At 66.9% G+C, this 25,842-nt stretch carries 23 protein-coding genes; 13 read left to right on the forward strand and 10 right to left on the reverse strand.

All coding sequences use genetic code 11. The annotated features are described in order from the left end of the window. Positions 1–1,125 carry an ABC transporter permease gene (locus ACFIMZ_RS27095; protein ID WP_431822560.1) on the forward strand — a complete coding sequence of 375 codons (1,125 nt, stop codon included), beginning with the start codon at positions 1–3 and terminating at the stop codon, positions 1,123–1,125. 45 nt (positions 1,126–1,170) lie between these two features. Here the strand turns inward: ACFIMZ_RS27095 and adhP are convergent, their stop codons facing one another. Next, positions 1,171–2,205: an alcohol dehydrogenase AdhP gene (adhP, locus tag ACFIMZ_RS27100; RefSeq protein ID WP_431822561.1), complete on the reverse strand. Its 1,035-nt coding sequence runs from the start codon at positions 2,203–2,205 to the stop codon at positions 1,171–1,173. A 169-nt stretch (positions 2,206–2,374) separates the two neighbouring features. Between adhP and ACFIMZ_RS27105 the strand changes: the two genes are divergently transcribed. From ACFIMZ_RS27105 to otsA, 8 genes are all read left to right on the forward strand, one after another. Beyond that, complete coding sequence (locus ACFIMZ_RS27105) at positions 2,375–2,716, forward strand: ArsR/SmtB family transcription factor (RefSeq protein WP_431822562.1); 342 nt, start codon at positions 2,375–2,377, stop codon at positions 2,714–2,716. After that, positions 2,713–3,195 carry an SRPBCC family protein gene (locus ACFIMZ_RS27110; RefSeq protein ID WP_431822563.1) on the forward strand — a complete coding sequence of 161 codons (483 nt, stop codon included), beginning with the start codon at positions 2,713–2,715 and terminating at the stop codon, positions 3,193–3,195. Before ACFIMZ_RS27105 ends, ACFIMZ_RS27110 begins: the two co-directional genes overlap by 4 nt. Then, positions 3,192–3,851: a glutathione S-transferase family protein gene (locus ACFIMZ_RS27115; RefSeq protein WP_431822564.1), complete on the forward strand. Its 660-nt coding sequence runs from the start codon at positions 3,192–3,194 to the stop codon at positions 3,849–3,851. The genes ACFIMZ_RS27110 and ACFIMZ_RS27115 overlap by 4 nt, the downstream gene beginning before the upstream one ends. Positions 3,852–3,888: 37 nt before the next feature. After that, positions 3,889–4,347 carry an N-acetyltransferase family protein gene (locus tag ACFIMZ_RS27120; RefSeq protein ID WP_431822565.1) on the forward strand — a complete coding sequence of 153 codons (459 nt, stop codon included), beginning with the start codon at positions 3,889–3,891 and terminating at the stop codon, positions 4,345–4,347. A gap of 271 nt (positions 4,348–4,618) precedes the next feature. Continuing rightward, a complete protein-coding gene (locus ACFIMZ_RS27125; RefSeq protein ID WP_431822566.1) occupies positions 4,619–6,649 on the forward strand; it encodes a TonB-dependent receptor in 2,031 nt (676 codons plus the stop codon). 373 nt (positions 6,650–7,022) lie between these two features. Beyond that, a complete protein-coding gene (locus ACFIMZ_RS27130) occupies positions 7,023–8,654 on the forward strand; it encodes a methyl-accepting chemotaxis protein (RefSeq protein WP_431822567.1) in 1,632 nt (543 codons plus the stop codon). A 293-nt stretch (positions 8,655–8,947) separates the two neighbouring features. Beyond that, positions 8,948–10,723 (forward strand): adenosylcobalamin-dependent ribonucleoside-diphosphate reductase, encoded by a 1,776-nt coding sequence (locus tag ACFIMZ_RS27135; protein WP_431822568.1) that lies wholly within the window; start codon positions 8,948–8,950, stop codon positions 10,721–10,723. Between the two features lie 172 nt (positions 10,724–10,895). Beyond that, complete coding sequence (gene otsA / locus ACFIMZ_RS27140; protein ID WP_431822569.1) at positions 10,896–12,302, forward strand: alpha,alpha-trehalose-phosphate synthase (UDP-forming); 1,407 nt, start codon at positions 10,896–10,898, stop codon at positions 12,300–12,302. 31 nt (positions 12,303–12,333) lie between these two features. Here otsA and ACFIMZ_RS27145 read toward each other — a convergent pair whose 3' ends face one another. The 3 genes from ACFIMZ_RS27145 to ACFIMZ_RS27155 all read right to left on the reverse strand — a co-directional run bounded on the left by ACFIMZ_RS27145 (position 12,334) and on the right by ACFIMZ_RS27155 (position 15,427). Continuing rightward, positions 12,334–12,801 (reverse strand): OsmC family protein, encoded by a 468-nt coding sequence (locus ACFIMZ_RS27145; protein ID WP_431822570.1) that lies wholly within the window; start codon positions 12,799–12,801, stop codon positions 12,334–12,336. A gap of 108 nt (positions 12,802–12,909) precedes the next feature. Then, positions 12,910–14,877, reverse strand: coding sequence for an ATP-dependent zinc metalloprotease FtsH (ftsH, locus tag ACFIMZ_RS27150; RefSeq protein ID WP_431822571.1), 1,968 nt, complete (start codon positions 14,875–14,877; stop codon positions 12,910–12,912). A gap of 40 nt (positions 14,878–14,917) precedes the next feature. Beyond that, positions 14,918–15,427 (reverse strand): BCAM0308 family protein, encoded by a 510-nt coding sequence (locus tag ACFIMZ_RS27155; RefSeq protein WP_431822572.1) that lies wholly within the window; start codon positions 15,425–15,427, stop codon positions 14,918–14,920. A 411-nt stretch (positions 15,428–15,838) separates the two neighbouring features. Here ACFIMZ_RS27155 and ACFIMZ_RS27160 point away from each other — a divergent pair, with 411 nt between their 5' ends. Further along, positions 15,839–17,509, forward strand: coding sequence for an acid phosphatase (locus tag ACFIMZ_RS27160; RefSeq protein ID WP_431822573.1), 1,671 nt, complete (start codon positions 15,839–15,841; stop codon positions 17,507–17,509). A 100-nt stretch (positions 17,510–17,609) separates the two neighbouring features. Here ACFIMZ_RS27160 and ACFIMZ_RS27165 read toward each other — a convergent pair whose 3' ends face one another. Further along, entirely contained in the window at positions 17,610–19,475 is a 1,866-nt protein-coding gene (locus tag ACFIMZ_RS27165) for a phosphoenolpyruvate carboxykinase (GTP) (protein ID WP_431822574.1), read from the reverse strand. 854 nt (positions 19,476–20,329) lie between these two features. On the opposite strand from ACFIMZ_RS27165, the gene ACFIMZ_RS27170 reads away from it, so the two are divergent. Then, complete coding sequence (locus tag ACFIMZ_RS27170) at positions 20,330–20,575, forward strand: hypothetical protein (RefSeq protein ID WP_431822575.1); 246 nt, start codon at positions 20,330–20,332, stop codon at positions 20,573–20,575. A 274-nt stretch (positions 20,576–20,849) separates the two neighbouring features. Here the strand turns inward: ACFIMZ_RS27170 and ACFIMZ_RS27175 are convergent, their stop codons facing one another. The 5 genes from ACFIMZ_RS27175 to ACFIMZ_RS27195 form a co-directional block, all read right to left on the reverse strand. Further along, positions 20,850–21,107, reverse strand: coding sequence for a hypothetical protein (locus ACFIMZ_RS27175; RefSeq protein ID WP_431822576.1), 258 nt, complete (start codon positions 21,105–21,107; stop codon positions 20,850–20,852). Further along, positions 21,104–22,351: an alkaline phosphatase family protein gene (locus ACFIMZ_RS27180; protein ID WP_431822577.1), complete on the reverse strand. Its 1,248-nt coding sequence runs from the start codon at positions 22,349–22,351 to the stop codon at positions 21,104–21,106. Before ACFIMZ_RS27180 ends, ACFIMZ_RS27175 begins: the two co-directional genes overlap by 4 nt. A 255-nt stretch (positions 22,352–22,606) precedes the next feature. Continuing rightward, positions 22,607–22,873, reverse strand: a complete 267-nt coding sequence (gene infA, locus ACFIMZ_RS27185; protein WP_010089473.1) for a translation initiation factor IF-1 — start codon at positions 22,871–22,873, stop codon at positions 22,607–22,609. A gap of 539 nt (positions 22,874–23,412) precedes the next feature. Then, positions 23,413–23,616: a cold-shock protein gene (locus tag ACFIMZ_RS27190; RefSeq protein WP_010089472.1), complete on the reverse strand. Its 204-nt coding sequence runs from the start codon at positions 23,614–23,616 to the stop codon at positions 23,413–23,415. A gap of 254 nt (positions 23,617–23,870) precedes the next feature. Beyond that, entirely contained in the window at positions 23,871–24,281 is a 411-nt protein-coding gene (locus tag ACFIMZ_RS27195; protein ID WP_431825372.1) for a type II toxin-antitoxin system VapC family toxin, read from the reverse strand. Positions 24,282–24,585: 304 nt separating this feature from the next. On the opposite strand from ACFIMZ_RS27195, the gene ACFIMZ_RS27200 reads away from it, so the two are divergent. Both ACFIMZ_RS27200 and ACFIMZ_RS27205 read left to right on the forward strand, forming a co-directional pair. Then, positions 24,586–24,882 carry a DUF2188 domain-containing protein gene (locus ACFIMZ_RS27200; RefSeq protein WP_431822578.1) on the forward strand — a complete coding sequence of 99 codons (297 nt, stop codon included), beginning with the start codon at positions 24,586–24,588 and terminating at the stop codon, positions 24,880–24,882. A 233-nt stretch (positions 24,883–25,115) separates the two neighbouring features. Next, positions 25,116–25,274, forward strand: coding sequence for a hypothetical protein (locus ACFIMZ_RS27205; RefSeq protein WP_431822579.1), 159 nt, complete (start codon positions 25,116–25,118; stop codon positions 25,272–25,274). The last annotated feature ends 568 nt before the right edge of the window (positions 25,275–25,842 follow it).

Consider the following 25,842-nt stretch of genomic DNA (forward strand, 5'->3'; position numbering starts at 1 on the left):
ATGCAGCGTCTGCTCACGATCTACCGGCTCGGCGTCAAGGAACTGTGGAGCCTCGCGCGCGACCCGATCATGCTCGTGCTGATCGTCTACACGTTCAGCGCGTCGATCTACGCGGCCGCCACCGCGCGGCCCGACACGCTGCACAAGGCGCCCATCGCGATCGTCGACGAGGACGCGTCGCCGCTGTCGGCGCGCATCGCGTCGGCGTTCTTTCCGCCGCAGTTCACGCTGCCCGCGATGGTCGACGCCGCGTCGGTCGATCGCGGCCTCGACGACGGCGACTACACGTTCGCGCTCGACATTCCGCCGAACTTCCAGCGCGACGTGCTGGCCGGCCGCCCGGCGACGATCCGCCTCGACGTCGATGCGACGCGGATGAGCCAGGCGTTCACCGGCAGCGGCTACGTGCAGCAGATCGTCACGGGCGAGATCGACGCGTTCGTGCGCCGTTATCGCGGCGGCCCCGACCTGCCGGTCGATCTCGCGGTGCACATGCGCTTCAATCCGAATCTCGACGAGGTCTGGTTCGGCGCGTTGATGGAAGTCATCAACAACGTCACGATGCTGTCGATGATCCTCACGGGCGCGGCGCTGATCCGCGAGCGCGAGCACGGGACGATCGAGCACCTGCTCGTGATGCCCGTCACGCCCGCCGAGATCATGCTCGCGAAAGTCTGGTCGATGGGGCTCGTCGTGACGGTCGCGGCGCTGGCCTCGCTCGTCTTCGTCGTGCGCGGCGCGCTGCAGGTGCCGATCGCGGGCTCGCTCGGGCTGTTCGTCGCCGGCATGGCGCTGCACCTGTTCGCGACGACGTCGATGGGGATCTTCCTCGCGACGCTCGTGCGCAGCATGCCGCAGTTCGGGATGCTGCTCGTGCTGGTGCTGCTGCCGCTGCAGCTGCTGTCCGGCGGGCTCACGCCGCGCGAGAGCATGCCGCAGGCGGTGCAGGACGTGATGTTCGCCGCGCCGACGACCCATTTCGTCGAGCTTGCGCAGCGCATCCTCTATCGCGGTGCGGGTCTCGACGCGGTCTGGCCGCAGTTCGCGATCCTGCTCGCGATCGGCGGCGTGCTGTTCCTGCTGTCGCTGAAGCGGTTCCGCCTGACCATCAGCCGGATGGCATGACGGACCGCCCGCCCGTGGTTCTCGCGGGCGGGCTCGGCGCGGGCGTCAGTGCATGTCGGTCAGCACGACGCGGCCATCGACCTGCCCCGCGCGCAGCTTCGCGAACACGTCGTTGATGTTGCCGAGCCGGTCGCGGTGGATATGCGCGCGCACGAGCCCGTCCGCCGCGAAGTCGAGCGACTCCTGCAGGTCGCGCCGCGTGCCGACGATCGAGCCGCGCACCGTGATGCCGTTCAGCACGGTCGAGAAGATCGGCAGCGGGAAATCGCCCGGCGGCAGCCCGTTCAACGCAACCGTGCCGCCGCGCCGCACCATCCCGAGCGCCTGCGCGAACGCGCTTCTCGACACCGCCGTGACGAGCACGCCGTGCGCGCCGCCGATTTCCTTCTGGAGGACCGCGGCCGGATCGGCGCTCGACGCGTCGACGGTCAGCTCCGCGCCGAGCTGCTTCGCGAGCGCGAGCTTGTCCGGCGCGATGTCGATCGCCGCGACGTGCAGCCCCATCGCGCGCGCATACTGCACGGCGACGTGCCCGAGGCCGCCGATCCCGGAGATCGCGATCCATTGGCCGGGGCGCGTATCGGTAACGCGAATCCCCTTGTAGACCGTCACGCCCGCGCACAGGATCGGTGCGATTTCGTCGAACGCGACCTGCGCCGGCAGGTGGCCGACGTAGTCCGGATCGGCGAGCACGTATTCCGCATAGCTGCCGTTCACCGAATAGCCGGTGTTCTGCTGCCCGTGGCACAGCGTTTCCCAGCCCGAGTAGCAGTGCTCGCAATGCCCGCAGGCCGTATACAGCCACGGCACGCCGACCCGGTCGCCCTCGCGCACGTGCGTGACGCCCGCGCCGACCGCCGCGACCACACCCACTCCTTCGTGGCCGGGAATGAACGGCAGCGACGGCTTGACGGGCCAGTCGCCGTCGGCCGCATGCAGGTCGGTATGGCAGACGCCGGACGCCTTGATGTTGACGAGGATCTGGCCCGGGCCCGGCGTCGGCACCGGCACCGGCACCTCCTCGATGCGCAACGGTTCGCCGAAGGCATGCACTACGGCGGCTTTCATGGTTTGCGTCATGCGTCGCTCCTGATGGATCAATGAGCGAACCAGTATCCGCACGCGAAATCGGGGACGGTTGACGTGCATCAACGGGACGGGAAGGCGCGGCGCAGACGCGGCACCCGGTCGCGCGACGATACTTAAGCAATGACTTGACTTTTACATGAGCGCGCCATAACTTAAGCAAATGATTGAGTATTCGGAACAACTTGACAGAGCCTTCCACGCGCTCGCGGACGCGACGCGCCGGGGGATGCTCGAGCGCCTGTCGCGCGGGCCGGCGTCGGTGAGCGAGCTGGCCGAGCCTTACGGCACGTCCCTCGCCGCGATCCATCAGCACGTGCAGGTGCTCGAGGCGAGCGGGCTCGTCGTGACGGAAAAGCGCGGGCGCGTCCGCGAATGCCGGATCTCCAGCGAGGCGGTCCAGCGCGTAGAAAACTGGCTGAGCGAGCGTCGCCTCCTCTGGGAGAGCCGCTTCGATCGCCTTGGCAAGCTGCTTGAAAGCGATGATCGCAAAGGAGACGAATGATGACGGAGACCCCGTTTTTCCACGGCACATTTACGCTGAGCCGCGTGTGGGCGGCCCGCCCCGACCGGGTGTTCGCCGCGTGGTCCGATCCGGACCTCAAGGCCCAGTGGTTCACCGGCCCGGCCGAGCGCTGGACGCTGGTGCGTCGCTCGATGGACTTTCGGGTGGGCGGCGCCGAGGTGCTGGAAGGCCGCTTCGACGAAAGCGGCATGGTGACGCTGTTCGAGGCCCGCTATCACGTGATCGAGCCGGCCCGGCGCCTCGTCTACAGCTACGATCTCCATCACTCCGGGCGCTTTCATTCGGTCACGCTGTCGAGTCTCGAGCTTGAGCCGCAAGGAGACGGGACGCGCGTCTCCTACACCGAGCAGATCGTGTTCCTGGACGGCAAGGACGGCACCGCCGATCGCCGCCACGGGAGCGGACTCATGTATGACGCGATCGAGACCGCCCTTCGATCCTCGGGAGCCATCCAATGACGGTCGCACTCTACGGGCACCCGTTCGCGTCGTTCGTCTGGAAACCGCTGATCGCGCTCTACGAACGGGAGGTGGCCTTCACGTTCCGGATCGTCGACCCCGATCATCCGGACAACCACGCGCGCATGGCCGCGCTCTCGCCTACCGGGCAATTTCCGGCGCTGGTCGACGGCGACACGGAGATCACGCAAAGCAACGCCGTGATCGAGTATCTCGACCTGTTTCATGGCAACGGCAGGCCGATGGTGCCGGCGGACCCGCGCGAGGCGCTGGACGCGCGGATGATGGCCGACGTGTTCGACGACTATGTCAACGCGCCGATGCAGCGGATCGTCGGCGATGCGTTGCGCGCGGAAGACGAACGGGACCCGCGCGGCGTTGCCGACGCGCATGCGCTGCTGGATCGCAGCTACGACTGGCTGGACGCGCGTCTGCAGGCGAAGGAATGGGCCGCGTGCGGCCGGTTCACGATTGCCGATTGCGCCGCCGCGCCGGCGCTGTTCTATGCGGACTGGGTTCATCCGATTCCCGGGCGTCTTGCCGCGCTCGCGGCGTACCGGGCGCGGCTGCTGTCCCGCCCGTCGGTGGCCCGCGTCGTCGACGAGGCGCGGCCTTATCGGCGCTTCTTTCCGTTGGGCGCGCCCGAGCGCGACTAGACGAATCATGTCTCGCCATGACTCGAAAGGAACCCGCATGGCCGTGACCTTGCGCCCCGCGACTTCAGCCGATGCCAAGGAGCTGGCCGACCTGTACCTGCGGTCGCGAACCGAGCTGGCATCCTATGCCCCCCTCGCGCACTCGGATGCTTCGGTGCGCGACTGGGTCGCCAACGTACTTGTTCCGTCAGGCGGCGTCACTGTCGCCGTGGAGCACGGCACGATCGTCGGCATGGCCGCTCGATCGGAAGCCGACGGCGTCGTCTGGCTCGATCAGCTGTATGTCTGCCCCAGTGCCAAGCGGCGCGGCATCGGCACGCTCCTGCTGAATTCGGTGACGTCGCGCACCTGCCTTCCCGTCCAGCTCCATACGTTCGCCATGAACCGTGCCGCCGCGGCATTCTACGAACGGCACGCGTTTGTCGCGATCGCGCACCGTGACGGAAGCGACAACGAGGAAGGCTGCCCCGATGTCTTGTATCGCCTGACTCGGTGATCGCGTCTCGACCGCGCCGCGCCGCGGGGTCGGGTTGTCAATCGGAAACGATATAACATATCATTTCACCTGCGTGACGCCTGCCGGGTTGCCTGACCGACCGGGCAGGCGCCGTCACGTCTCGCTTCGGCGGGGCATTGCGCGCCGTGGATGCAACAATATATCGTATCCAATGCGCGCGCACCGACTTCCGCTTGTCTCAATCCGACACACATCGACCATGCGCGACCACCCTCGTCTACCCCTTCGCCCGCTCTCCCCGCTGTCCCTGATGCTGCTTGCCACCGTGGCCCACGGCCAGGCCGATACGCTGCCCGCCGCGCCCGGCCGATCCGGCGATCGCCCGCTCGCGCCGATCTTCGTGACCGCGAACCCGCTCGGCGATGCGCAACTGATCGCGCCGACCGCCCAATTGTCCGGCGACGCGCTGACGCGCCGTCAGGCCGATTCGCTCGGCGAGACGCTGAACGGCCTGCCCGGCGTGTCGACGACGACCTACGGGCCGATGGTCGGCCGCCCGATCATCCGCGGCATGGACGGCGACCGGATCCGGCTGCTGCAGAACGGCGTCGCCGCGTACGACGCGTCGTCGCTGTCGTACGACCACGCGGTGCCGCAGGACCCGCTGACGATCGAGCGCGTCGAGATCGTGCGCGGCCCGGCCGCGCTGCTGTACGGCGGCAACGCGGTCGGCGGCGTCGTCAACACGATCGACAACCGCATCCCGCGCGAAGCGATCGAAGGCGTGACGGGCGCAGTCGATGCGCGCTACGGCGGCGCGAACGCGGTGCGCGCGGGCGCCGCGCAGGTCGAGGGCGGCAATGGCCGCTTCGCGTTCCACGTCGATGCGTTCGATCGCGAGACGAGCAAGCTGCGGACGCCCGGCTACGCGCGCAGCGAAGCACAGCGCGCGCTCGACGGCCCGGACCGGCCGCAGCCGTACGGCAGCGTGCCGAACAGCGACGGCCGCGCGCACGGCGGCTCGGTCGGCGCGTCGTACACGTGGGCGGACGGCTTCACGGGGCTGTCGTACAGCGGCTACGAATCGAACTACGGTTCGGTCGCCGAAGACGACGTGCGCCTGAAGATGCGCCAGGAGCGCCTCGCGCTCGCGTCCGAGGTGCGCAACCTGGGCGGGCCGTTCTCGCAGCTGAAGTTCGACTTCGCGTACACCGACTACCGGCACAAGGAGGTCGACCATGGCGAAACCGCGACGATGTTCCGCAATCGCGGCTACGAGGCGCGCATCGAGGCCCGTCACCGCAAGATCGGCCCGTTCGAGGGCGCGCTCGGCGTGCAGTTCGGCCAGAACCGGTTCTCCGCGCTCGGCGACGAAACGCTCGTGCCGAGCACGCGCACGACGAGCGTCGCGCTGTTCGGGCTCGAGGAATGGAAGGTGTCGGACGCGCTGAAACTGAGCGTCGGCGGCCGCTACGAGCACGTCAGGCTGCAGCCCGACCCGGCCGGCGCCGGGAAATTCGCCGGCGCGCAGCCGCGCGACGTCAACGCGGGCAGCGTGTCCGCCGGCGCGCTGGTCTCGCTGACGCCGGTGTGGTCGGTCGCGGCGAACGTCGCGTACACCGAGCGCGCGCCGACGTTCTACGAGCTGTATTCGAACGGCCCGCACGACGCGACCGGCCAGTTCCTGATCGGCAACCCGAACGCGTCGAAGGAAAAGGCGGTGTCGACCGACCTGTCGCTGCGCTACGCGAGCGGGCCGAACCGCGGCAGCGTCGGCGTGTTCTACAACCGCTTCTCGAACTACCTGACCGAGTTCAATACGGGCCGCATCGTCGACAGCGACGGCGACCCGGTCGCGCCGGGCGCGGACGGCGCGCTGTCCGAGGCGGTCTACCGCGGCGTGCGCGCGGAGTTCTACGGCGTCGAGCTGGACGGCAAGTGGCGCGCATTCGCACGGCGCGGCCACACGGTCGACTTCGAGCTGACCGCCGACTATACGCATGCGCGCAACGTCGACACCGGCCAGCCGCTGCCGCGCATCGCGCCGCTGCGCACGACGCTCGCAGCCGACTACGGCTACGGGCCGTTCGGCGCGCGCGCGCAGGTCACGCACGCGTGGTCGCAGCATCGCGTGCCGGACAACGACCTGTCGACCGCCGGCTATACGTCGCTCGGCGTGATGCTGACCTGCAAGTTCCGGGTCGGCGCGACGCGCTGGCTCGCGTATCTGCGCGGCGACAACCTGACGAACCAGGACATCCGCCATGCGAGCTCGGTGGTGCGCGGCTTCGCGCCGGAAGGCGGCCGCAGCGTGATGGCCGGCTTGCGGACGACGTTCTGACGTCACGGCCCGCGGCGGCGTCCGCGGGCGCGTGGCCCTCCCCACTTAAAACCTCAGGAAAATATTGAAGTATTTACTGGAATTATTTCAAAACAAACGAATCGTTTGAATCGCTTTCAAATTCATGCGGCGATTATTTGAATATAAATATCCTGAATCCAAAATGATCGAGCCCTTTGATAATGGTCGCAGTCGTCGATAAATGTTGGCGCACTCGAAGCCTTTATGGGCGGTCCATTTCGCGGAATTCTGGCGGAAGTTAGGGTTTGGGAAGGGTAAAGATTTATCCGGGCTTCCCGTTAAAGCCGGCACGATCCGGATTGCCGGTCGAAAAACAATCTCAACCGAATTTCATTCGTCCGAGGGGCCCACCGTGAAAATCGCCAGAGTAACCATCCAGGCAAAACTGCTTGGCGGCTTCGGCCTGCTCGCCGCGGTCGTCGTGATCGTGGCGGGCGTGGCGCTCAACGCGTTGTCCGACACCAATGACGAGTTTTCCCGGTACATGAACGGCGTCAACGTGCGGGCGAACTTGTCCGCGCAGGTTCGCACCGCGGTCGACCGGCGCGCGATCGCGGCGCGCAACCTCGTGCTCGTCACGAAACCGGCCGACGTCGAGTTCGAGCTCGCCGAGGTACAGCGCGCGCACCAGGACGTGCAGGACCGGCTCGGCAGGCTGAAGGACATGATGACGACAGGCAGCACGACCGCGCGGGCGCGCGAGCTGGTCGCCGAGATCGCGCGCATCGAATCCGGCTACGGGCCGGTCGCGCTCAGGATCGTGAGCCTCGCGCAGAGCGGCAGGAAGGACGAGGCGATCGCGGAAATGAACGACCACTGCCGTCCGCTGCTCGCGCAGCTCGTGAGCGCAACCAACGCGTATGCCTCCTTCACGCGTGACCGGGAACGCATGATCGCGCAGGGCTTCGCGGACCGCTACGCGTTCGACCGCAACCTGCTCGTCGCGATCAGCGTGGTCGCGATCCTGCTCGCGGTCGGCGGCGGGTTGTGGATGACGCGCATGATCACGACGCCGATCGTCACGGCGGTCGGCGTCGCGCGCACGGTCGCCGACGGCGATCTCGGCAGTCGTATCGACGTGCGCGGCAACGACGAGACGCGCGACCTGCTCGACGCGCTGCGTACGATGAACGAGCGGCTGATCGACATCGTGAGCCGCGTGCGCGATACGTCGGGCAGCATCGCCACGGCGGTCGGCGAGATCGCGGCGGGCAACCTCGACCTGAGCCAGCGGACCGAGGAACAGGCCGCGTCGCTGCAGGAAACGGCCGCGACGATGGAGGAGTTCACGTCGACGGTGCGCCACAACGCGGAAAACGCGCAGCAGGCCAGCACGCTCGCCGCGAATGCATCGGACGTCGCGCAACGCGGCAGCGCCGTGGTCGGGCGCGTCGTCGACGCGATGACGCAGATCGGCGACAGCTCGTCGAAGATCGCGGACATCACCGGCATCATCGAAGGCATCGCGTTCCAGACCAACATCCTCGCGCTGAACGCGGCCGTCGAGGCCGCGCGCGCGGGCGAACAGGGCCGCGGCTTCGCGGTCGTCGCGAGCGAGGTGCGCAGCCTCGCGCAGCGCTCGTCGAGCGCGGCGAAGGAGATCAAGGCACTGATCACCACGTCGGTGCAGACGATTCGCGACGGTTCGACGCTCGCGGGCGAGGCCGGCAAGACGATGCGCGACGTCACGCAGGCAGTCGCGCGCGTGACCGACATCATGGGCGAGATCGCGGCGGCGTCCGCCGAGCAGAGCCGCGGGATCGAGCAGGTCAACGTGACGATTACGCAGATGGATCAGACGACGCAGCAGAACGCGGCGCTCGTCGAGCAGGCTGCGGCGGCGTCGAAGTCGCTCGATGCGCAGGGACACGAGCTGAGCGAGACGGTCGCCGCGTTCCGGATGCCGGCCGGCGAGCGAGCGCAGTCGAGCGCCTGCCCGGATGCAGCCGGCGCGCGCGGCGCGTGGCGTGCGGTCGCTGCGTGACGAGCGATGAACGGAGCGCGCGGCCTGCGTGCTTGCCGCGCGCCCGTCACGTCATGTCACGTCCGACGGACACGTGTCGCAACGAGGATGTTCGCGCATGCGACGTACACGTAAACACGCATGCGTCGAAGCCTTGCATTTCGCAAACCCGTTTCGCATGGACTGTCACGCGCCCTTTCGCCGCTCATGTCGCGCCGCAAGCATTCGTCCTACCGTGGACGAATTGCGTTTGATCAAAATCAATCTCCGCGCGCTTCATAAAGTGTCCTCATTGCCGGAACGAAAGCGCCGCCATGGACGAACAACCGCTATGCGCCGCCGTGCTCGCCGATCGTTATGCGCGCACGGGCGAGACGACGCGCGCGGCGATTTTCCGGCGGGTCGCGCATGCGCTCGCGCTCGCCGAGCCGATGACGTCGCGCGCGCACGTCGAGCAGCTGTTCTATCGCAACATGCAGCGCGGCGCGATCGGCGCCGGACGCATCATGGCCAACGCCGGCACCGGGGCGGAAGGGACGATGGTCAACTGCTTCGTGCATCCGGTCGCGATGCCCGGCGTCGCCTCGCTCGCCGCCGTGCACGCGGCGCTCGCGCAGGCGCTCGACGAGGCGCGCATCACGCTGCTGATGGGCGGCGGCGTCGGCTACGATTTTTCGCCGCTGCCGCCGGCCACGGCCTACGAGCGGCGCGGCGCCGATACGCCGGACGTCTGCACGGTGATCGACCGCTTCGACATCGTGTGCCGCGCGCTTCCTTACGCAGGCCCGCGTCGCGGTGCGCAGATGGCGGTCCTGCGCTGCGATCATCCCGACATCATCGAATTCGTCGAAGCAAAGCACGGCCGGCGGCGCTGGCCGACCTTCAGCCTCGCGGTGGGCGTGACCGACGCCTTCATGGAAGCGGTCGCCGGCAACCTGCCGTGGACGTTGCGGCACCGCGTGCCGCCCTGCTCGCCCGCCTGCACGCAGACCGCGCTGCCGGACGGCAGCTGGACCTACGCGACGGTGCCCGCGCGTGCGCTCTGGCATGTGATCGTCAACGAAGCGCGCGACAGCTCCGAGCCGGGGCTGCTGTTTCTCGACACGATCGACGCGGCCGATTCGCTGCGCGCGCACGAGCGCATCGATGCGACGGCCCCGTGCAGCGAGCAGCCCCTGCCCGCGTACGGCAGCAGCGCGCTCGGGCCGATCGACCTGTCCCGGTTCGTGCGCCATCCGTTCGGCGTCGACGGCGAGCCGCATTTCGATTTCACGGCGTTCGCCGACGCGGTGCACGTGCAGGTGCGCATGCTCGACAACGCGATCGACCTGACCGTGTGGCCGCTCGCCGCGCATGCGCGCGAAGCGCATGAGAAACGGCGCATCGGCGTCGGCGTGACGGGGCTCGCCGATGCGCTGACGATGCTGCGTCTGCGCTACGACTGCGGCGCCGCGCGCATGGTCGCGCGCGAGATCGCGCTGACGATGCGCCAGCACGCGTTCTCCGCGTCGGCGTCGCTGGCGGCCGAGCGCGGCGTGTTTCCCGCCTACGACGCCGCCGACTATCTCGACGGCGCCGCGCAGCGCGCGCCGCTGCCGATCAGCGTGCGCGAGACGATCGCGCGTCACGGGCTGCGCAACAGCCACCTGATGTCGTTCGCGCCGGCGGGCAGCGTGAGCCTCGCGTTCGGCGACAACTGCTCGCACGGCATCGAGCCCGCGATCGACTGGATCGAGCGCCGCGAAGTGCGGACCGGCGACAACCACCTGCATGCGATGCGTGCGGAGAATCACGCGTACCGGCTGTTTCGTCAGCTGCATGGCGAGCACGCACCGCTGCCCGACTATTTCGTGAAGGCGGCCGACATCGCGCCGGCCGATCACGTGTCGATGCTCGCCGCGCTGCAGCCCTGCGTCGACGCGGCGATCTCGAAAACGGTCACCGTCGATCGGCGCTGCTCGCTCGCGCAAATCGACGCGCTGTTCTTCGCCGCGTGGCGCGAACGCCTGAAAAGCATCACGATCTTCCGCCCCGATCCGACGTTCCCGTCGGCGCGCCCCGGCGGCGCGTTCGGGCATGCAGACTTTTAAAACCGACGAATGCCGAGTATTCTAAAAAAAGCACCTCCGGTCGGGCGACGGGTCGCATGCCTCGACACCAGCCCGACCGACGCGGCCCCATCGCGCGCATCGAGCCGATGGCGGCGGCTGTCGCGCGCCGTGGCCGCACAGGCATGTTCCCCATCATTCGTCAGGAGAGCTGGTGAGCCGTCTCGTCGTCGTTTCGAATCGCATCGCCGATCCACGTAAAGCCGCCGCAGGCGGCCTCGCCATCGCAGTCCGGGACAGCCTGCAGGAAACGGGCGGCGTATGGTTCGGCTGGAGCGGCCGGCTGCGCGGCGAGGACGACCATCCGCGCCGCGGCGACGAAGTGCAGATCCAGAACGTCGGCGGCATCCAGCTCGCGACGATCGACCTCGATCCGCAAGACTACGACGCGTATTACCTCGGCTATTCGAACAACGTGCTGTGGCCGGTGTTTCACTACCGGCTCGACCTCGCGCAATTCGACCGACGTTTCGCGGACGGCTATCGTCGCGTCAACCAGCTCTTTGCGCGCAAGCTCTACCCGCTGCTGCGCCCCGACGACGTCGTGTGGGTGCACGACTATCAGCTGATTCCGCTCGCGGCCGAGTTGCGCGCGATCGGCTGCACGAACCCGATCGGCTTCTTCCTGCACATTCCGATGCCGCCGCCGCCGATCATGGCGGCGATCCCGGAGCACGAATGGCTGATGCGCTCGCTGTTCGCGTACGACCTCGTCGGCTTCCAGACGGAAAGCGACCTGCTGCACTTCGAGCACTACGTCGAGGCGGAAGCCGCCGCGGCGCGCCTGCCCGACGGCCGGCTGCGCGCCTTCGGCCGCACGTTGTCGGCGGGCGCGTTTCCGATCGGCATCAACGTCGACGAATTCGCGTCGCTCGCGGGCGACCGCGACGGCATCGCGATGTTCGAACGGATGCGCGACGAGTATTCGCGCCGCCAGCTGCTCGTCGGCGTCGACCGCCTCGATTACACGAAAGGGCTGCCGCAGCGCGTGCAGGCGTTCCGCCAGCTGCTCGAGCAGTATCCGGAGAACCGCAATCGCGCGACGCTGATCCAGATCGCCGCGCCGAGCCGCGAGGACCTCGGCGCCTACGACGACCTGCGGCGCGAGATGGACAGCCTGTGCGGCGCGATCAACGGCGATTACGGCGAGCTCGAATGGATGCCGATGCGCTACATCCATCGCACGGTCGCGCGCCGGCGGCTGCCGGGCCTCTACCGCGCGAGCCGCGTCGCGCTCGTCACGCCGCTGCGCGACGGGATGAATCTCGTCGCGAAGGAATTCCTCGCCGCGCAGGACGAGACCGATCCGGGCGTGCTCGTGCTGTCGCGCTTCGCGGGCGCGGCCGAGCAGATGAAGGAAGCGCTGCTCGTCAATCCGTACGACACGCAAGGCACCGCGCAGGCGATCCAGCGCGCGCTCACGATGCCGATCGACGAGCGCCGGCAGCGCCACGCGGCGCTGATGGCGACCGTGCGCCGGTACGACGTGCACTGGTGGCGCACGCGCTTTCTCGACGCGCTCGCCGATGCGTCGGAGGTCGCCGACGCGGCCCAGCCGTGATGCGACCGCATGCAGCGCGGCATGTCTGACGTTACAGGCTCGTCTGCAAGTCTTCCAGCATCGCGCCGTTCACGTCGCACACGTCCACCGATACCGGAATGCCGGTGCGCACGCTTTCGGTGACGACGCAATACGCATCGAACTGCTCGAGCGCGCGCGACGCTTGCGCGAGATCGGCCCACGCCTTGCCGATCGACAGCCGCACCGACATCGACCCCACCCGCACGCGCCCGGTTTCGTTCTGCAGCATGTCGACGTCGATATGCGCGGCCACCGGCTGCGGATCGATACGTTGTTTCTCCAGCGCGAACAGCAGGCTCGCCGCGAGACAATGCGCGACCGACGCCGCCAGCAGGCGCACCGGGTTCGGCCCGCTGCCGAGGCCGAGCGGCGGCGGCTCGTCGGTCAGCATCATGGGCAGGTCCGTGCCGGTGAAGCGGACCTCGAAATGGAAACGTTCGCGTTGCGCGACGTCGACCGACACACGCTCTTCGCTCATGGCGACTCCGTCGAAATCGTGGAGATCGGCGCGCCGCTCGCGCGGGATGCCGACGAGCGCCCTGCCGGGCGATCGGCGCATTCCGGCGTCGAACCGGCGCGCCGCCGTTCAATGATCGGGTTTGTGCGGCGCGCCGTACGTCATGAAATCGTGCACGTCGGCGGTTGCGTCGCCGGGGCCGTTCGCCGTGCCCGGTTCCGCTTCGGCGCCGGGCGCCGCGCGCCGCGGCGTGGCGTCGGGCGGGGCGATCAGCGCCTGCAGCGCGTCGTGTTCGAGGACTTCGCATTCGAGCAGGCGCCGCGCGATCCGCTCGAGCGCGTCGCGATGCTCGGCGAGCGTCGCGGCGACCCGCGCGTGCGCGTCGGAAAGCAGTGCGCGCACTTCGTCGTCGATCAGCTGCGCGGTGTGCTCGCTGCAGCGCCCTTCGCCGGTGTTCCACGCGCCGGGCAGGCCCGCGCGCGGCGCGCCGTCGTCGAACGTCGCGAGGCCGATGCTCTCGCTCATCCCGTACTGCATGACCATGTGGCGCACCATCGCGGTCGCGCGTTCGAGATCGTTCTGCGCGCCCGTCGACACGTCGCCGAACACCAGTTCCTCGGCGACCCGCCCGCCGAGCAGCGCGTCGAGCCGGTCGAGCAGCTCGCTCTTGCGCAGCACGTAGCGGTCCTCGGTCGGCACCTGCTGCGTATAGCCGAGCGCCGCGACGCCGCGCGGAATGATCGACACCTTCTTCACCGGATCGCAATGCACGCGGCATTGCGCGACGAGCGCATGCCCGGCCTCGTGATACGCGATCGTCACCTTCTCCTGCTCGTTCATCACGCGGCTCTTGCGCTCCATGCCGGTCATCGCGCGATCGATCGCCTCGTCGAAATCGATCATCTCGATCGCCGGCTTGCCATGCTCGGCCGCATGCAGCGCAGCCTCGTTGACCACGTTCGCGAGATCCGCGCCGACGAAGCCCGGCGTGCGCGACGCCAGCTCGGCGAGATCGACGCCGGCGGATAGCTTCACGCGCTTCACGTGCACGCCGAGGATCTGCCTGCGGCCGTTGAGATCGGGCCGGTCGATCGCGATGTGCCGGTCGAAGCGGCCCGGGCGCAGCAATGCGGGATCGAGGATTTCAGGCCGGTTGGTCGCGGCCATGATGATCACGCCGGAATTGGCCTGGAAGCCGTCCATCTCGACGAGCAATTGATTGAGCGTCTGTTCGCGCTCGTCGTTGCCGGACATCATGCCGACGCCGCGCACCTTGCCGAGCGCGTCGAGCTCGTCGACGAACACGATGCACGGCGCCTTCTGCTGCGCCTGCTCGAACAGGTCGCGCACCCGCGCCGCGCCGACGCCGACGAACATCTCGACGAACGCGGAACCGCTGATCGAGAAGAACGGCACCGCCGCCTCGCCGGCGACCGCGCGCGCGAGCAGCGTCTTGCCGGTGCCCGGCGCGCCGACGATCAGCACGCCCTTCGGGATCTTCCCGCCGAGCCGCTGGTAGCGTTCCGGGTTGCGCAGGAACGCGACGAGCTGCTGCAGTTCGGCTTTCGCCTCGTCGATGCCCGCGATGTCGTCGAACGTGATGCCGGTCGCCTGCTGCACGTACACGCGCGCCTGGCTCTTGCCCATTCCGCTGAAGTCCTGCAGCCCGCCCCGCCGTCGCAGCATCATGTTCCAGATGAACACGAAGCCGATCAGCGGCAGCACCCACGACGCGAGCGCCGCGAGCCAGCTGGTATCCGGCGTGCCGTGATAGCGGATGCCGGCGGCGGTCAGCGTGTCGACCAGGTGTTCGTCGCTGACGCGGTTGGTCGAGAAGCGCCACGGCGCGCCGGCCTCCTTCACGACGGTCGTCTCGGAGGCCGGCAGCATCGCGCCGGCCTCGGGCATCTTCAGCGTGCCCGAGATCGACGCCTGGCCAATCTCGAGATCGTCGACGAGCCGCGCGTCGACGAGCCGATGGAAGTCGCTGTACGCGATCGGCGTCGACGTCGGGTGCAGCATCAGGAGCTGCACCGCGAACAGGATGAAGAATCCGATCGCGATCAGCAGGCCGGGATAGTCGAATTTCTTGTCCATGGCATCGAGCCGGCCGCGCGTGCGCGGCGTTTCGCTTCTCCTACGCGTCCGCGCGGATCCATTCGGCCCGCAGCATGCCTTCGCCGTCCGGGTAATGCAGCGTCAACTTGCCGTGGTGCGCGCGCAGCATCGCCTTGCCCAGGCGCCGCAGCAGGTGCACGCCGGTCGTGCGGACCGTCAGCGACGCATCGCCGTCGTCGATTTCCATGATCCGTTCGAGCGGATGCTGGCGGGTTTCGTCATCCGCCTGATGATTGAGGAGCGCGAGAATGTCTGCGCGGCGGCGGTCCAGGTACGCGCCGCTCAGTATCAGTTCGCCGGCCGGCGCGTGGTCCTCGGTGCGCTTGCAGGCCGGGCACTGCTGCGCCTTCGCGTCGACGGGCGCGTCGTGCCAGGTCCAGCGGCCGTCGTCGTAGGAAGCGCCGCACGTGGTGCAACGGGTCGCGGTCTTGAGCCGCTTCGGCGCGTGATAGCTGTCGTCGGTATGCGCGGGCGGCCGCTGGTCGTGCCGCACCGCCGACTGTCCGGGAGTGGAGTTCGAGTGGTTCATCGTCGCCTCGTTTCGTCAAAGGAATGGGCGCTTGCGCGTTCGCGCGACCCTGCACCGGCCGGCGATCGCGTGCCCTTGACCGACTCTGTCGCGTCGCATGCCGCGGTTTCGTCCGCGCGGCCGGCGATGCCGGTCCGCGATTGCATGCGGCTCGTAAATCCAGTCTAGTTCGCGGTCGCGGGTCGCGCGACCGCGGGCGCAGCGCGCGCGATTCGTCGGACCTAACCTTTCACCTCCGACCCTCGCCGCGTTATAGTCGCATTCGTGACAGTTTTATGACAATGCGGCGCGCACTGCGGCGGTTCCGGCGCGCGACCGCGATCCCTGTCCGCCTCCGCAGCCGCCCGCGCGGCGCGGCGCGGCAGCGCATCGAACGACAACATCCATCCGCCCACCCGAGGAGCACACGACGTGAACGACACCCCTGCCCGGCCCGACGGCCTTCCCGACGACCCCGACCGCCGCCGCATGCTCGGCGGCATCGCCGCGCTCGGCGCGAGCGTTGCGCTCGCCGGTTGCGAAACCTCGCCCCTCGCCGGCACGCCGCCGCGCTCGGCCGCCGAGCTCCGGCTCGACGACGCGCTGCGCCACCACGTGCGCAACATCGTCGTGATCTACGCGGAAAACCGCAGCTTCGCGAACCTGTACGGGGATTTCCCCGGCGTGCAGCATCCGCTCGCCGCGGTGCCGCCCGCGCAGGCGCGCCAGCTCGACCGCGACGGCAAGACCCCGCTGCCGGTCCTGCCGAAGATCTGGGGCGGCCTCGTGCCGCAGGCGCAGGAAGTCGACGGCACGCGCTACATGATCGCCGAGCACGATATCCAGAAGCTGCCGAACGCGCCGTTCCTGATCCGCGACGCGCACGGCAAGCCGCTGCCGAACAGCGTGATCACGCGCGACCTGTGGCACCGCTTCTACCAGAACCAGATGCAGATCAATGCGGGCCGCAACGACCAGTTCGTCGCGTGGGCCGATTCCGGCGGCCTCGTGATGGGGCATTACCGCAATTCGTCCGACACGCTGCGGTTGTGGAATCTCGCGCAGCAGTACACGCTGTGCGACAACTTCTTCATGGCTGCGTTCGGCGGCTCGTGGCTCAACCACATGTACCTGATCGGCGCGCAGCCGCCGCTGTATCCGGATGCGCACAAGCATCCGCAGGCGGCGAAGCTGCTGTCGGCGGTCGAAGGCGACGACCCGGCCGGCACGCGCCTGAAGCTGGCCGCCGATTCGCCGGCGTCCGCACTCGACGGCCCGCCGAAGTTCGCGCGCGACGGCGCGCTGACGCCCGACGGCTATGGCGTGAACACGATGGCGCCGCCGTACCAGCCGAGCTACGTGCCGCCGCCGGCGGAAGGCAACGCCGCGTATGCCGATCCGGACGACCATCGCGTGCTGCCGCCGCAGGGCTACGCGACGATCGGCGATCGCCTGTCGGACAAGGGCATCGACTGGGCGTGGTACAGCGGCGCATGGCAGTACGCGCTCGAGCACCGCGACACCGGCGACGTGCCCGACTTCCAGTATCACCACCAGCCGTTCAACTACTTCGTCAAGTACGCGCCGGGCACCGAAGCGCGCCGCCGGCATCTGCGCGACGCGGGCCTCGGCGACGAGCCGTCGACCAACCGCCTGCTCGCGGACATCGATGCGGGCCGCCTGCCCGCGGTGACGTTCTACAAGCCGCAGGGCAACCTGAACATGCATGCGGGCTACGCGGACATCGCGTCGGGCGACCGGCACATCGCGACCGTGATCGAGCACATCCGGCGCGGCCCGCAGTGGGCGAACACGGTGATCGTCATGACGCACGACGAGAACGGCGGCTGGTGGGATCCAGTTGCGCCGCCGCTCGGCGACCGCTGGGGGCCGGGCTCGCGGATTCCGGCACTGGTGATCGCGCCGTTCGCGAAGAAGGGCTACGTCGACCATACGCTGTACGACACGAACTCGATCCTGCGCTTCATCAGCCGGGTGCACGGGCTCGCGCCGCTCGACGGCGTGGTTGCGCGCAACCAGGCGTTCGCCGCGCGCGGCCAGACGCCGCCGGGGGATCTGACGAACGCGCTCGATCTCGGCTGACGCAAGTGCGCTGACGGCGCACGCAAAAAATCCCGCGTCGGCACCGGCGGCCGATGCGGGATGTTGTCCGCGATTGCGCCGGACATGCCGGCGCGGCGCGCTACGCGCCGATGCGCTGTTCGATCCGCTTCATCGTATCGAGCAGCGCCGCCGGCAGACGCAGCTTCAGCGTGTCGAACAGCTCCGCGTGCAGCTTCAGTTCGTCGCGCCACTCGGTGGTATTCATCGACGTGACCGTGTCAAACTGCGCGCGCGTGAAGTTCAGTCCGTCCCAGTGCAGGTCGTCGTAGGCCGGCGACACGCCGAATGCGTGCTCGGCGCCGCCGCCCTTGCCTTCGAGACGGTCGAGCATCCACTTCAGCACGCGCATGTTCTCGCCGAAGCCCGGCCACACGAACTTGCCGTCCTCACCCTTGCGGAACCAGTTCACGCAGTAGATCTTCGGCAGCGTCGCGCCGCTCGCGGCGAGCCGTTCGCCCAGCGTCAGCCAGTGGCCGAAATAATCGCTCATGTTGTAGCCGCAGAACGGCAGCATCGCGAACGGATCGCGCCGCACGACGCCCTGCTGGCCGACGGCCGCCGCGGTCGTCTCCGAACCCATCGTCGCGGCCATGTACACGCCTTCGACCCAGTCGCGCGCCTCGGTGACGAGCGGCACGGTCGTCGAGCGGCGGCCACCGAAGATGAACGCATCGATCGGCACGCCGGCCGGGTCCTCCCAGTCCGCGTCGATCGACGGGCATTGCGCGGCCGGCGCCGTGAAGCGCGAGTTCGGATGCGCGGCCTTGCGGCCGGTTTCCTTGGCCGTTTCCGGCGTCCACGGGTTGCCCTGCCAGTCGGTCAGCTTCGCGGGCGGCGTGTCGGTCAGCCCTTCCCACCACACGTCGCCGTCTTCGGTCAGCGCGACGTTCGTGAAGATCACGTTTTCCTTCAGCGTCGAGATCGCGTTCGGGTTGGTCTTCACGCCGGTGCCTGGCGCGACGCCGAAGAAGCCCGCCTCCGGGTTGATCGCGTAAAGTCGGCCGTCGCGGCCGGGCTTGATCCACGCGATGTCGTCGCCGATCGTCGTGACCTGCCACCCGTCGAAGCCCTTCGGCGGAATCAGCATCGCGAAGTTGGTCTTGCCGCAGGCCGACGGGAACGCCGCCGCGACGTGATACTTCTTGCCGGCCGGCGACGTCACGCCGAGGATCAGCATGTGCTCGGCGAGCCAGCCCTGGTCGCGGCCCATCGTCGATGCGATGCGCAGCGCGAAGCACTTCTTGCCGAGCAGCGCATTGCCGCCGTAGCCGGAGCCGAAGCTCCAGATCTCGCGCGTTTCCGGGAAGTGCACGATGTACTTGACCGGGTTGCACGGCCACGGCACGTCCTTCTGGCCCGCTTCGAGCGGATGGCCCACGCTGTGCACGCACGGCACGAACGGGCCGTCTTCGCCGAGCACGTCGTACACGTCGCGGCCCATGCGCGTCATGATCCGCATGTTCACCGCGACGTACGGGCTGTCGGACAGCTCGACGCCGACATGCGCGATTGGCGAGCCGAGCGGGCCCATCGAGAACGGCACGACGTACAGCGTGCGGCCGCGCATCGCGCCGCGGAACAGCCCGTCGAGCGTCGTGCGCATTTCGTCGGGCGCGGTCCAGTTGTTGGTCGGTCCGGCGTCGTCGCGCGACGCGCTGCAGATGAACGTGCGGTCTTCGACCCGCGCGACGTCCGACGGATCGGACTGCGCCAGATACGAGTTGGGACGCTTCGCGGGATTGAGCCGCGTGAGCGTCCCCTGTTCGACCATCGCGTTGCACAGTGCGTCGTACTCGGCTTGCGAGCCGTCGCACCACACGACGCGCTCGGGTTCGGTGAGCTCTGCGATGCGCGTCACCCATTCGATCAGTCCGCGATGCTGGACGAAGGCCGGCGGTGCGATTTTCGCGCCATGCATCGCTTCGTCCGTGGTGTTTCGCTCCATGAGAATGTCTCCAGAATTATTGGGCAAGGATGGGGGAAGCGGGCCGGGCCCGCGAGATGGGGAGGATGATCGGGCGGCAGGTTGCTGCGAACACGGCGCGCAGGACGAATCGCGCGAGCGGTGCGCGTGTCTGAGCCGTGATGCGGGCGAGCGGGCTGGATGTCTCGTTGGAATATGCGAACGCGAGTTTCGCCATGCATGCAACCTGACGTACAACTACATGATGGCCAGCATACCATCGCCAAACCCGCGTCGGCGTTGCGTTGCAGCAAGGAAGTCACGCGCCGGCGGGCGCGCACGTGCGTTGCGTGTGCGTAATTTTTACTGGCGCGATTCGTGCATCGCATCTCCCTGGTCGCGGCGCAGCCCCGCCCCGCAAGGGTTGCGCGGATGCGGCAAGGCCGGCGCGCGCCGGATGCACGCAACGAGCATGCCGGCATCTTGAGTACATTCATGTTTTCGCTAGTGCGGCAAACCCTGAATTAGGTTGCGTACACAAACATCTGACCAGAGCGCGCTACGGCGCAAAAAAGCGCGTACGGCAATCAGGAGTAGTACGTGTCCGCGCGCGTCGCGTGAGAAACGCACAGGAACATTTCCTTTTTCGCAACGTGCAAGACGTCGGCGTGCATGCGCTCTTCGACGCGTGATCGAGCGTGTTGCCTGACCCATGCCAATGCGATGCGAATCCATCGTGAACGCCGTTGATCGCGGGCCTTGGTTTCAACTTGAGAATGGCTGACACGGGACGCCTTCCGAGCGGGCACTTGCGTCATCACACGAGGACGTGACGTTAAGTTTCGCGACCTAGACTAAATGAGTTGTTACGCAGTTTCGTCGCGAAAGGAGTTGCCATGAACATGCACGCGATCGCCGCCGTCCTAGCGGCCGTTTCCGTTTCGGCGCTCGCTCAACCGGGCGCTACGTCGTTCAGTTCCCCACGCGCCGCGGCGCAGGCCGGGATCGCGCACACGGTGTCTCGCATGCCCGGCACCCTGCCCTCCAGTCACGGTCTCGTGCTCGCGAAGATCGATCAGAACAATACGCCGCCGGACCGCGGCGGCGACCCGTCGGGCCGCCGCGCGGGCGGCAGGTTTTGAACGTCGCGCTGCGGATCGCACTTTCTTTTCGTCATACTGATTGATTTGATCGGCGCGACGGCGGCATCGGGTGGCACAACGCAAGGTTGTCGTCCTGGTGCCGCCGCAGCCCGCCGGCGGTTGCGTCCGGCCGCCGAGTCGATCAGCAGCGCCCTGCGCGGATACGGTCGAACACGCACCCGGCGAACGAGCCGGGCGCGAGGTCGTGCGCGCTCGTTGTTGCGCCGAATGGTTGCGCTTGACAGCCGAAATCGGGATCGAAGTGTCGGGCGGTTCAATGCGAATCGTGGTGTCGCGCACCGCGCCGTCGCCGGTGCACGTCGCGCTCCCGCTGCAACTGCGGCATCAGTTCCTCGATGTACTTCCTCGCCTGACCGTGCGTGACGACCTCGCCGAAGCGCTGATGCGCCCGGTCGCGCCCGACCAGCGCCGCATGCGCTTTCTTCAGGATGTGCAGGTAGGCGACCAGGCTCGTGCCGTCGCGCAGCGGCTCGTTGTCGCGCGGGTCCTGATGGGTGGCGTCCTGGGTCATGATCCGATCCTCGGCGGGCAATCCGTGCGGCAGGTCGACGTGATCAGCGACAGCAGGTCGTTCGCGTTGCGGTCGCGGTCGGTCAGCGGTTGGAGATCGAACAGGCGCCCGACGGTCGCGGGCACCGAACTGTGGTCGTACACGGTGTGGTCGACCTGGCCGCGCGCGACCCACGGCGACACGACGATCGCGGGGACGCGCACGCCGTAGACGTCGAACCCGAACCCGTTCGCGTTCAGCGTGGCCGCCGCGCCATCGTTTGGCGGCGGCGCGGCGCCCGGTTTGACGGAGTCGTAGAAGCCGCCGTGCTCGTCGTAGAGAATCACGAGCAGGCTGCTTTCCCACAGCGGCGAGTTGCGGATCGCGTTGTAGACCCGTGCCGCGAGCTGATCGCCGCCGGCGAGGCCGTCCATCGGATGCTGCGACGTGCCGTTCTCGTACGTGCCCTCCACGAGGTTGCCGTAGCCCGGTTCGATGAACGTGTAGCGGGCCGTGTAGCCGGCCGCCAGATCCGCTTCGAAATGCGCGAGGTCGTCGACGTCGAAGAAGCTGATGCCCTTGAGCGATGCGACCTGCGGCACGTGTCCGAACGGCGACCCCGACTGGTCCTGGTAGAGCCGGTAGCTGCCGTCGCCAAGCGCATCGAAGATCGAGCCTTTCGGGTACGAGAAGCCGTCGACCGCTTCCCAGCCGCCCATTTCTTCCCTGGTCGGCGAATGGTCGAGGCCCGCTGACGACGCGCCGTGCAGGAAATACCGGTTCGGCCAGGTCGGGCCGGGCACCGACGCATGCCAGCCGTCGCACAGCACGAATGACGTGGCCAGCTGGTACAGCGACGGAATCTGGGTGCGGGTATCGACGGCCTGCATGATCCTGCCGACATCGGCGCCCTGCGGCGGCACGCCTTCGGTGCGCGTCGTCGCATAGTTCGACACGAAGCCGGAATTGTCGATCGGCGGATACGGTCGGCCCTTCTGGAATCCGACGCCCGCGCCGCACAGCTGTACGACGACGTCCGTGAACTCGTGACCGGGATCGGTGGGCATCTGCGCGGGCGCGCCGCCGCCGAACGGATAGACGTTGCCGGAGTAGGTATTGGTGTCCGCGGGTGTGGCGGCAACGATGCCGGGTACGCCCGACAACGCAAACAAATGGTCGAACGACCGGTTCTCCAGCATCAACACGAATACATGCTGGATCGGCGAATGGACTGACGTTGATGCGGCCGCTGCGTCTGCACTCATGGAGCCTCCTTCCGTCGTTCGAGGGACAGCTGGATTCGCCGGGCTGCGTGGCCGATTGTTGAACGTGTTGTAAGGCGCGTGTCGGTCGCGGAGTGCCGACGAGTGTACGGTGCGGCCGGCGCTCGCGCAAAGATCAGTCGATTGTCGTCACGGATCAACCGTGACGACATCACGAGGCGGCGGGCCTGCCCGATGCATCAGATGGATTCAAGCGGCGGCGGATTCCGCCCGCCGCTTCCGTCCGGTTGCGGCCGATCAGCGGCGCGGCTGTCCGCTCCGGGGCGGCCGGGCCGGCGAGCGGTCATCCTTGTGCCGGAAATTGATGCGCCCTTTCGTCAGGTCGTAGACCGACAACTCCAGCGTCACGCGGTCACCCGCGAGAATGCGGATATGGTTCTTGCGCATGCGGCCCGACGCATACGCGCCGACCACCACGCCATTTTCCAGCGTGACGCGATATTTGCTGTCCGGCAGCACTTCGTCCACGATTCCGTCCAATTCCAGCAGTTCTTCTTTTGCCAAACCAATTCCTCCAGACAAGATGATTGACCGCAGCCGCAACGGTCCGTCGAGCGCTACCCCCTCGCAAGGGGCGGGTATTACGGCTCGATGTACGGCTCGATGTCGAGCGCATGCGTTCATGCAAACGAGCGGTTGATCCGGCTCGTGATCGGAGCCCGACGCGTCGCTGCTTGGTGCGATCAGGAAGGCGGTGCCATGGGTGCCGCCAGGATCAAGGCCGCGCCGGCTTCGGCATGGCCTCGGCGTGCTTGAGTTGCTTCGATTGTCTTGATGCGATGCGATGCGACTGTCGCTTCGCAGGGGTGTTTCGTTGCGCGTCGTTCGAGCGCGCGATGAATGGAGCGCCTGACGATGGGCGCGTCGCAAAGGTCGCGACGTGCTGTCTCTTTCGCCGGCGATACGTGCGCGTCCAAAAGCGCTGGACGCTTGAAAGGGAGGCGATTGCCGTCGTGAATCGACAGCGTCCGCCATGGCGGCAGGTGCCGCGCGACGCATCCGTGCGGCACCGGCCTCCTGCAGGCGGCCGGTGCCGATAAGGCTTACAGCGGCGTGATGTTCGATGCCTGCAGGCCCTTCGGGCCGCGCTTCACTTCGTAGCTGACCTTCTGATTTTCGGCGAGGGTCTTGAAACCCGTGCCACGAATCTCGGAGAAGTGCGCGAACAGGTCATCGCCGCCCTTGTCGGGCGTGATGAAGCCAAAACCCTTGGTTTCGTTGAACCACTTGACGGTACCGGTATCCATAAATACTTCCTTAAAACGAATGAATGGTCGTGCCTGTTGATGGCAGCGGACAAAGAATTGAAGAGGGAGAGACCAACGACTGCCGCAGGCAGCGGCCAATGATGAGCAATCGAGCTTCTTGAAGACTTCGGTGACGGACACTACGCGGTACAGGTCGTCACGTCAAGTTCTTTCGATGCGATGTGGCGTCGCATGGCATCGCCAGGCCAGCTGTTGCGGGCGCCGCAAAGATGGGCCGGATCGCTGCGCCGCCCCTAGTCGAACGGATTCAGCAGCCTCACGCCGGTTCTCGCGAAATCGCCGACATTGCGGGTCACGACCGTGAGGTCGTTGATCAGCGCGGTGGCCGCGATCAGCTTGTCCAGTTCGTGCGCCGGATCGGGGGCGCGCAGCATCCCCCACACCTGGCTGATCTCGATATCGACCGGCAGGATGTTCGGCGCATAGTCGGACAGGAGCGTCTCGAGCCATGCTTCGAGGGTAGACGCCTGCCGGACGTCGCCGCGATGACGGATCATCTCGACGCCGCGCCGCAGCTCGGACACCGTCACGACGGACAGGTAAAGGGCGCTCGCATCGGCTTCGGCTTGCCGAAAGAACGCCCGCACGCCGCTGTTGGTTCGTTTTCCCTTTCTGATTTCGCTGATGATGGTCGTATCAATCAGATAGGATGGGCGATCAGAATTATTTTCTTTTGTTTTCAATTGGTTAGGCGCGCATTTTGGCTTAAAAGTACCGGCCAGAGTGTGCGCCGTGCTGCCATAAGAATCAAGCACTTACACATATGTTCTGTACAGCCTTGCCCTCCGGCGTAGACGCATCTCGGGCATCACGCATTTGCGCCCCAACCTGAACTGAGAATGGCCGGATAACTCTGGCAAGCGAGTTGTGCGCCTCCCTCCCCTCCAACTATCGGCACCAGCGGTCCGAGGTTCAGCCCATACCCCATATCTAGAATTTGAACTCTTCATGCATACCATCTATAGTGGTCAAGCGCGGGGTTGGATCACGTCAAAAGCGCAAATGAACCGCTTATGGGAGCTTCAAATGAGCACGAAGAAAGATAGCGACAATCTATATATCGAGCGTCGTGAGCAAGGGGACTATGCAGTTCGAAAGCCGGGTTCCGAGAGAGCGAGTGCGGTTGAACCAACTCAGGGACGCGCAATCGAGCGCGCCAAGGAACTGAACCCGGATGCGGCAATTCACGTCGAGCGTGTTCGAAACACAGCCGGTGGACAGCGCGACAAATGGCGTAAGCCGTGACCCGTGAAGCAAATCAGGCGCCTAAGCGCCTGTTTTTTGATGCAATCGGCGGGATGGCCGGTGGACCTCGAACCCAGATTGAGGGGGTAAGCATTCCGAAAATCAAGGATCACATCACATGTCCGGGAAGCCATCAGATAAGCCCTGGCTCGACTGACCATGTCCCAGTGTTTGACCTGTTCAATAGGCGAACTAGACTTCGGGGAGTATGCCTGCTGCCCCGCGGAGAAGCCATGAAACGCGTCATGAAGAGTTTCCTGCTTGCCCTTGCCCTGCTGACCGTGGCCGGCGGTACCGTCGGCACCTATGCGGCGCTCTCTGCACCGTCGGCTCATGCAGAGCCGTGCGGCGGCCGTGGGTATCCGCAGGACGGTGGTAGCAATTCGCCCTGATCCAAGCCCGGTTCCGAGCAAGCGATCGAGCGCGCCAAGGAACTGAACCGCGATTCGGCGATTCACGTCGAGCGTGTACGAAACGCAGCGGGTAGACAGCAAGACAAATGGCGTAAGCCGTGACCCGTGAAGTGTATTAGCCGGAAGGTGCGCATGGGCGTCTTGCCCTAACACCAGCGCCCCTGATGCTCTCGTTCATTGTTGTCCGGATCAAGCTGCAACTGCCTATCGCCACGATGCGGAACGATGTGATCGCCAATCGTTCCGAGCGGCTCTGCAATCCCTCGTGCGGCACACGTGAGCACCACATCAGCCGGCGACCAGCCAGTCATGCCGATCTCGCTCAGGCAGCACACACAATGCGGATACTTCGTGAGATGGGCCGCCCGCAGCTTCTGCCATGCCTACCCATAACCTCGAGCCGCGCTACTTGTCTTGCTGGCTCGCCATGAGCCTGACCGTGAGCAAAGTGACGTGTGCCTCAGCCAGACGAGAAACACGCGGCCCGAGAGTCGTCAGTTTCGTACGCATCGAGGCAGCTCCAAAATAAAAAGGCTCGCAAGCGCAC

This window comes from Burkholderia sp. F1 (genome assembly GCF_050813845.1).
In the GTDB taxonomy this organism is placed as follows: Bacteria; Pseudomonadota; Gammaproteobacteria; order Burkholderiales; family Burkholderiaceae; genus Burkholderia; species Burkholderia ubonensis.

Excerpts from the sequence above, each read along its gene's own strand:
- adhP (WP_431822561.1), bottom strand. The coding sequence starts at position 2,205 with ATGACGCAAACCATGAAAGCCGCCGTAGTGCATGCCTTCGGCGAACCG.
- ACFIMZ_RS27190 (WP_010089472.1), bottom strand. The coding sequence starts at position 23,616 with ATGGATACCGGTACCGTCAAGTGGTTCAACGAAACCAAGGGTTTTGGC.
- ftsH (WP_431822571.1), bottom strand. The coding sequence starts at position 14,877 with ATGGACAAGAAATTCGACTATCCCGGCCTGCTGATCGCGATCGGATTC.
- ACFIMZ_RS27105 (WP_431822562.1), top strand. The coding sequence starts at position 2,375 with ATGATTGAGTATTCGGAACAACTTGACAGAGCCTTCCACGCGCTCGCG.
- ACFIMZ_RS27110 (WP_431822563.1), top strand. The coding sequence starts at position 2,713 with ATGATGACGGAGACCCCGTTTTTCCACGGCACATTTACGCTGAGCCGC.
- ACFIMZ_RS27155 (WP_431822572.1), bottom strand. The coding sequence starts at position 15,427 with ATGAACCACTCGAACTCCACTCCCGGACAGTCGGCGGTGCGGCACGAC.
- ACFIMZ_RS27135 (WP_431822568.1), top strand. The coding sequence starts at position 8,948 with ATGGACGAACAACCGCTATGCGCCGCCGTGCTCGCCGATCGTTATGCG.
- ACFIMZ_RS27095 (WP_431822560.1), top strand. The coding sequence starts at position 1 with ATGCAGCGTCTGCTCACGATCTACCGGCTCGGCGTCAAGGAACTGTGG.
- ACFIMZ_RS27200 (WP_431822578.1), top strand. The coding sequence starts at position 24,586 with ATGCATACCATCTATAGTGGTCAAGCGCGGGGTTGGATCACGTCAAAA.
- ACFIMZ_RS27205 (WP_431822579.1), top strand. The coding sequence starts at position 25,116 with ATGAAACGCGTCATGAAGAGTTTCCTGCTTGCCCTTGCCCTGCTGACC.
- ACFIMZ_RS27180 (WP_431822577.1), bottom strand. The coding sequence starts at position 22,351 with ATGAGTGCAGACGCAGCGGCCGCATCAACGTCAGTCCATTCGCCGATC.
- ACFIMZ_RS27120 (WP_431822565.1), top strand. The coding sequence starts at position 3,889 with ATGGCCGTGACCTTGCGCCCCGCGACTTCAGCCGATGCCAAGGAGCTG.
- ACFIMZ_RS27170 (WP_431822575.1), top strand. The coding sequence starts at position 20,330 with ATGAACATGCACGCGATCGCCGCCGTCCTAGCGGCCGTTTCCGTTTCG.
- ACFIMZ_RS27115 (WP_431822564.1), top strand. The coding sequence starts at position 3,192 with ATGACGGTCGCACTCTACGGGCACCCGTTCGCGTCGTTCGTCTGGAAA.
- ACFIMZ_RS27165 (WP_431822574.1), bottom strand. The coding sequence starts at position 19,475 with ATGGAGCGAAACACCACGGACGAAGCGATGCATGGCGCGAAAATCGCA.
- ACFIMZ_RS27125 (WP_431822566.1), top strand. The coding sequence starts at position 4,619 with ATGCTGCTTGCCACCGTGGCCCACGGCCAGGCCGATACGCTGCCCGCC.
- ACFIMZ_RS27175 (WP_431822576.1), bottom strand. The coding sequence starts at position 21,107 with ATGACCCAGGACGCCACCCATCAGGACCCGCGCGACAACGAGCCGCTG.
- ACFIMZ_RS27145 (WP_431822570.1), bottom strand. The coding sequence starts at position 12,801 with ATGAGCGAAGAGCGTGTGTCGGTCGACGTCGCGCAACGCGAACGTTTC.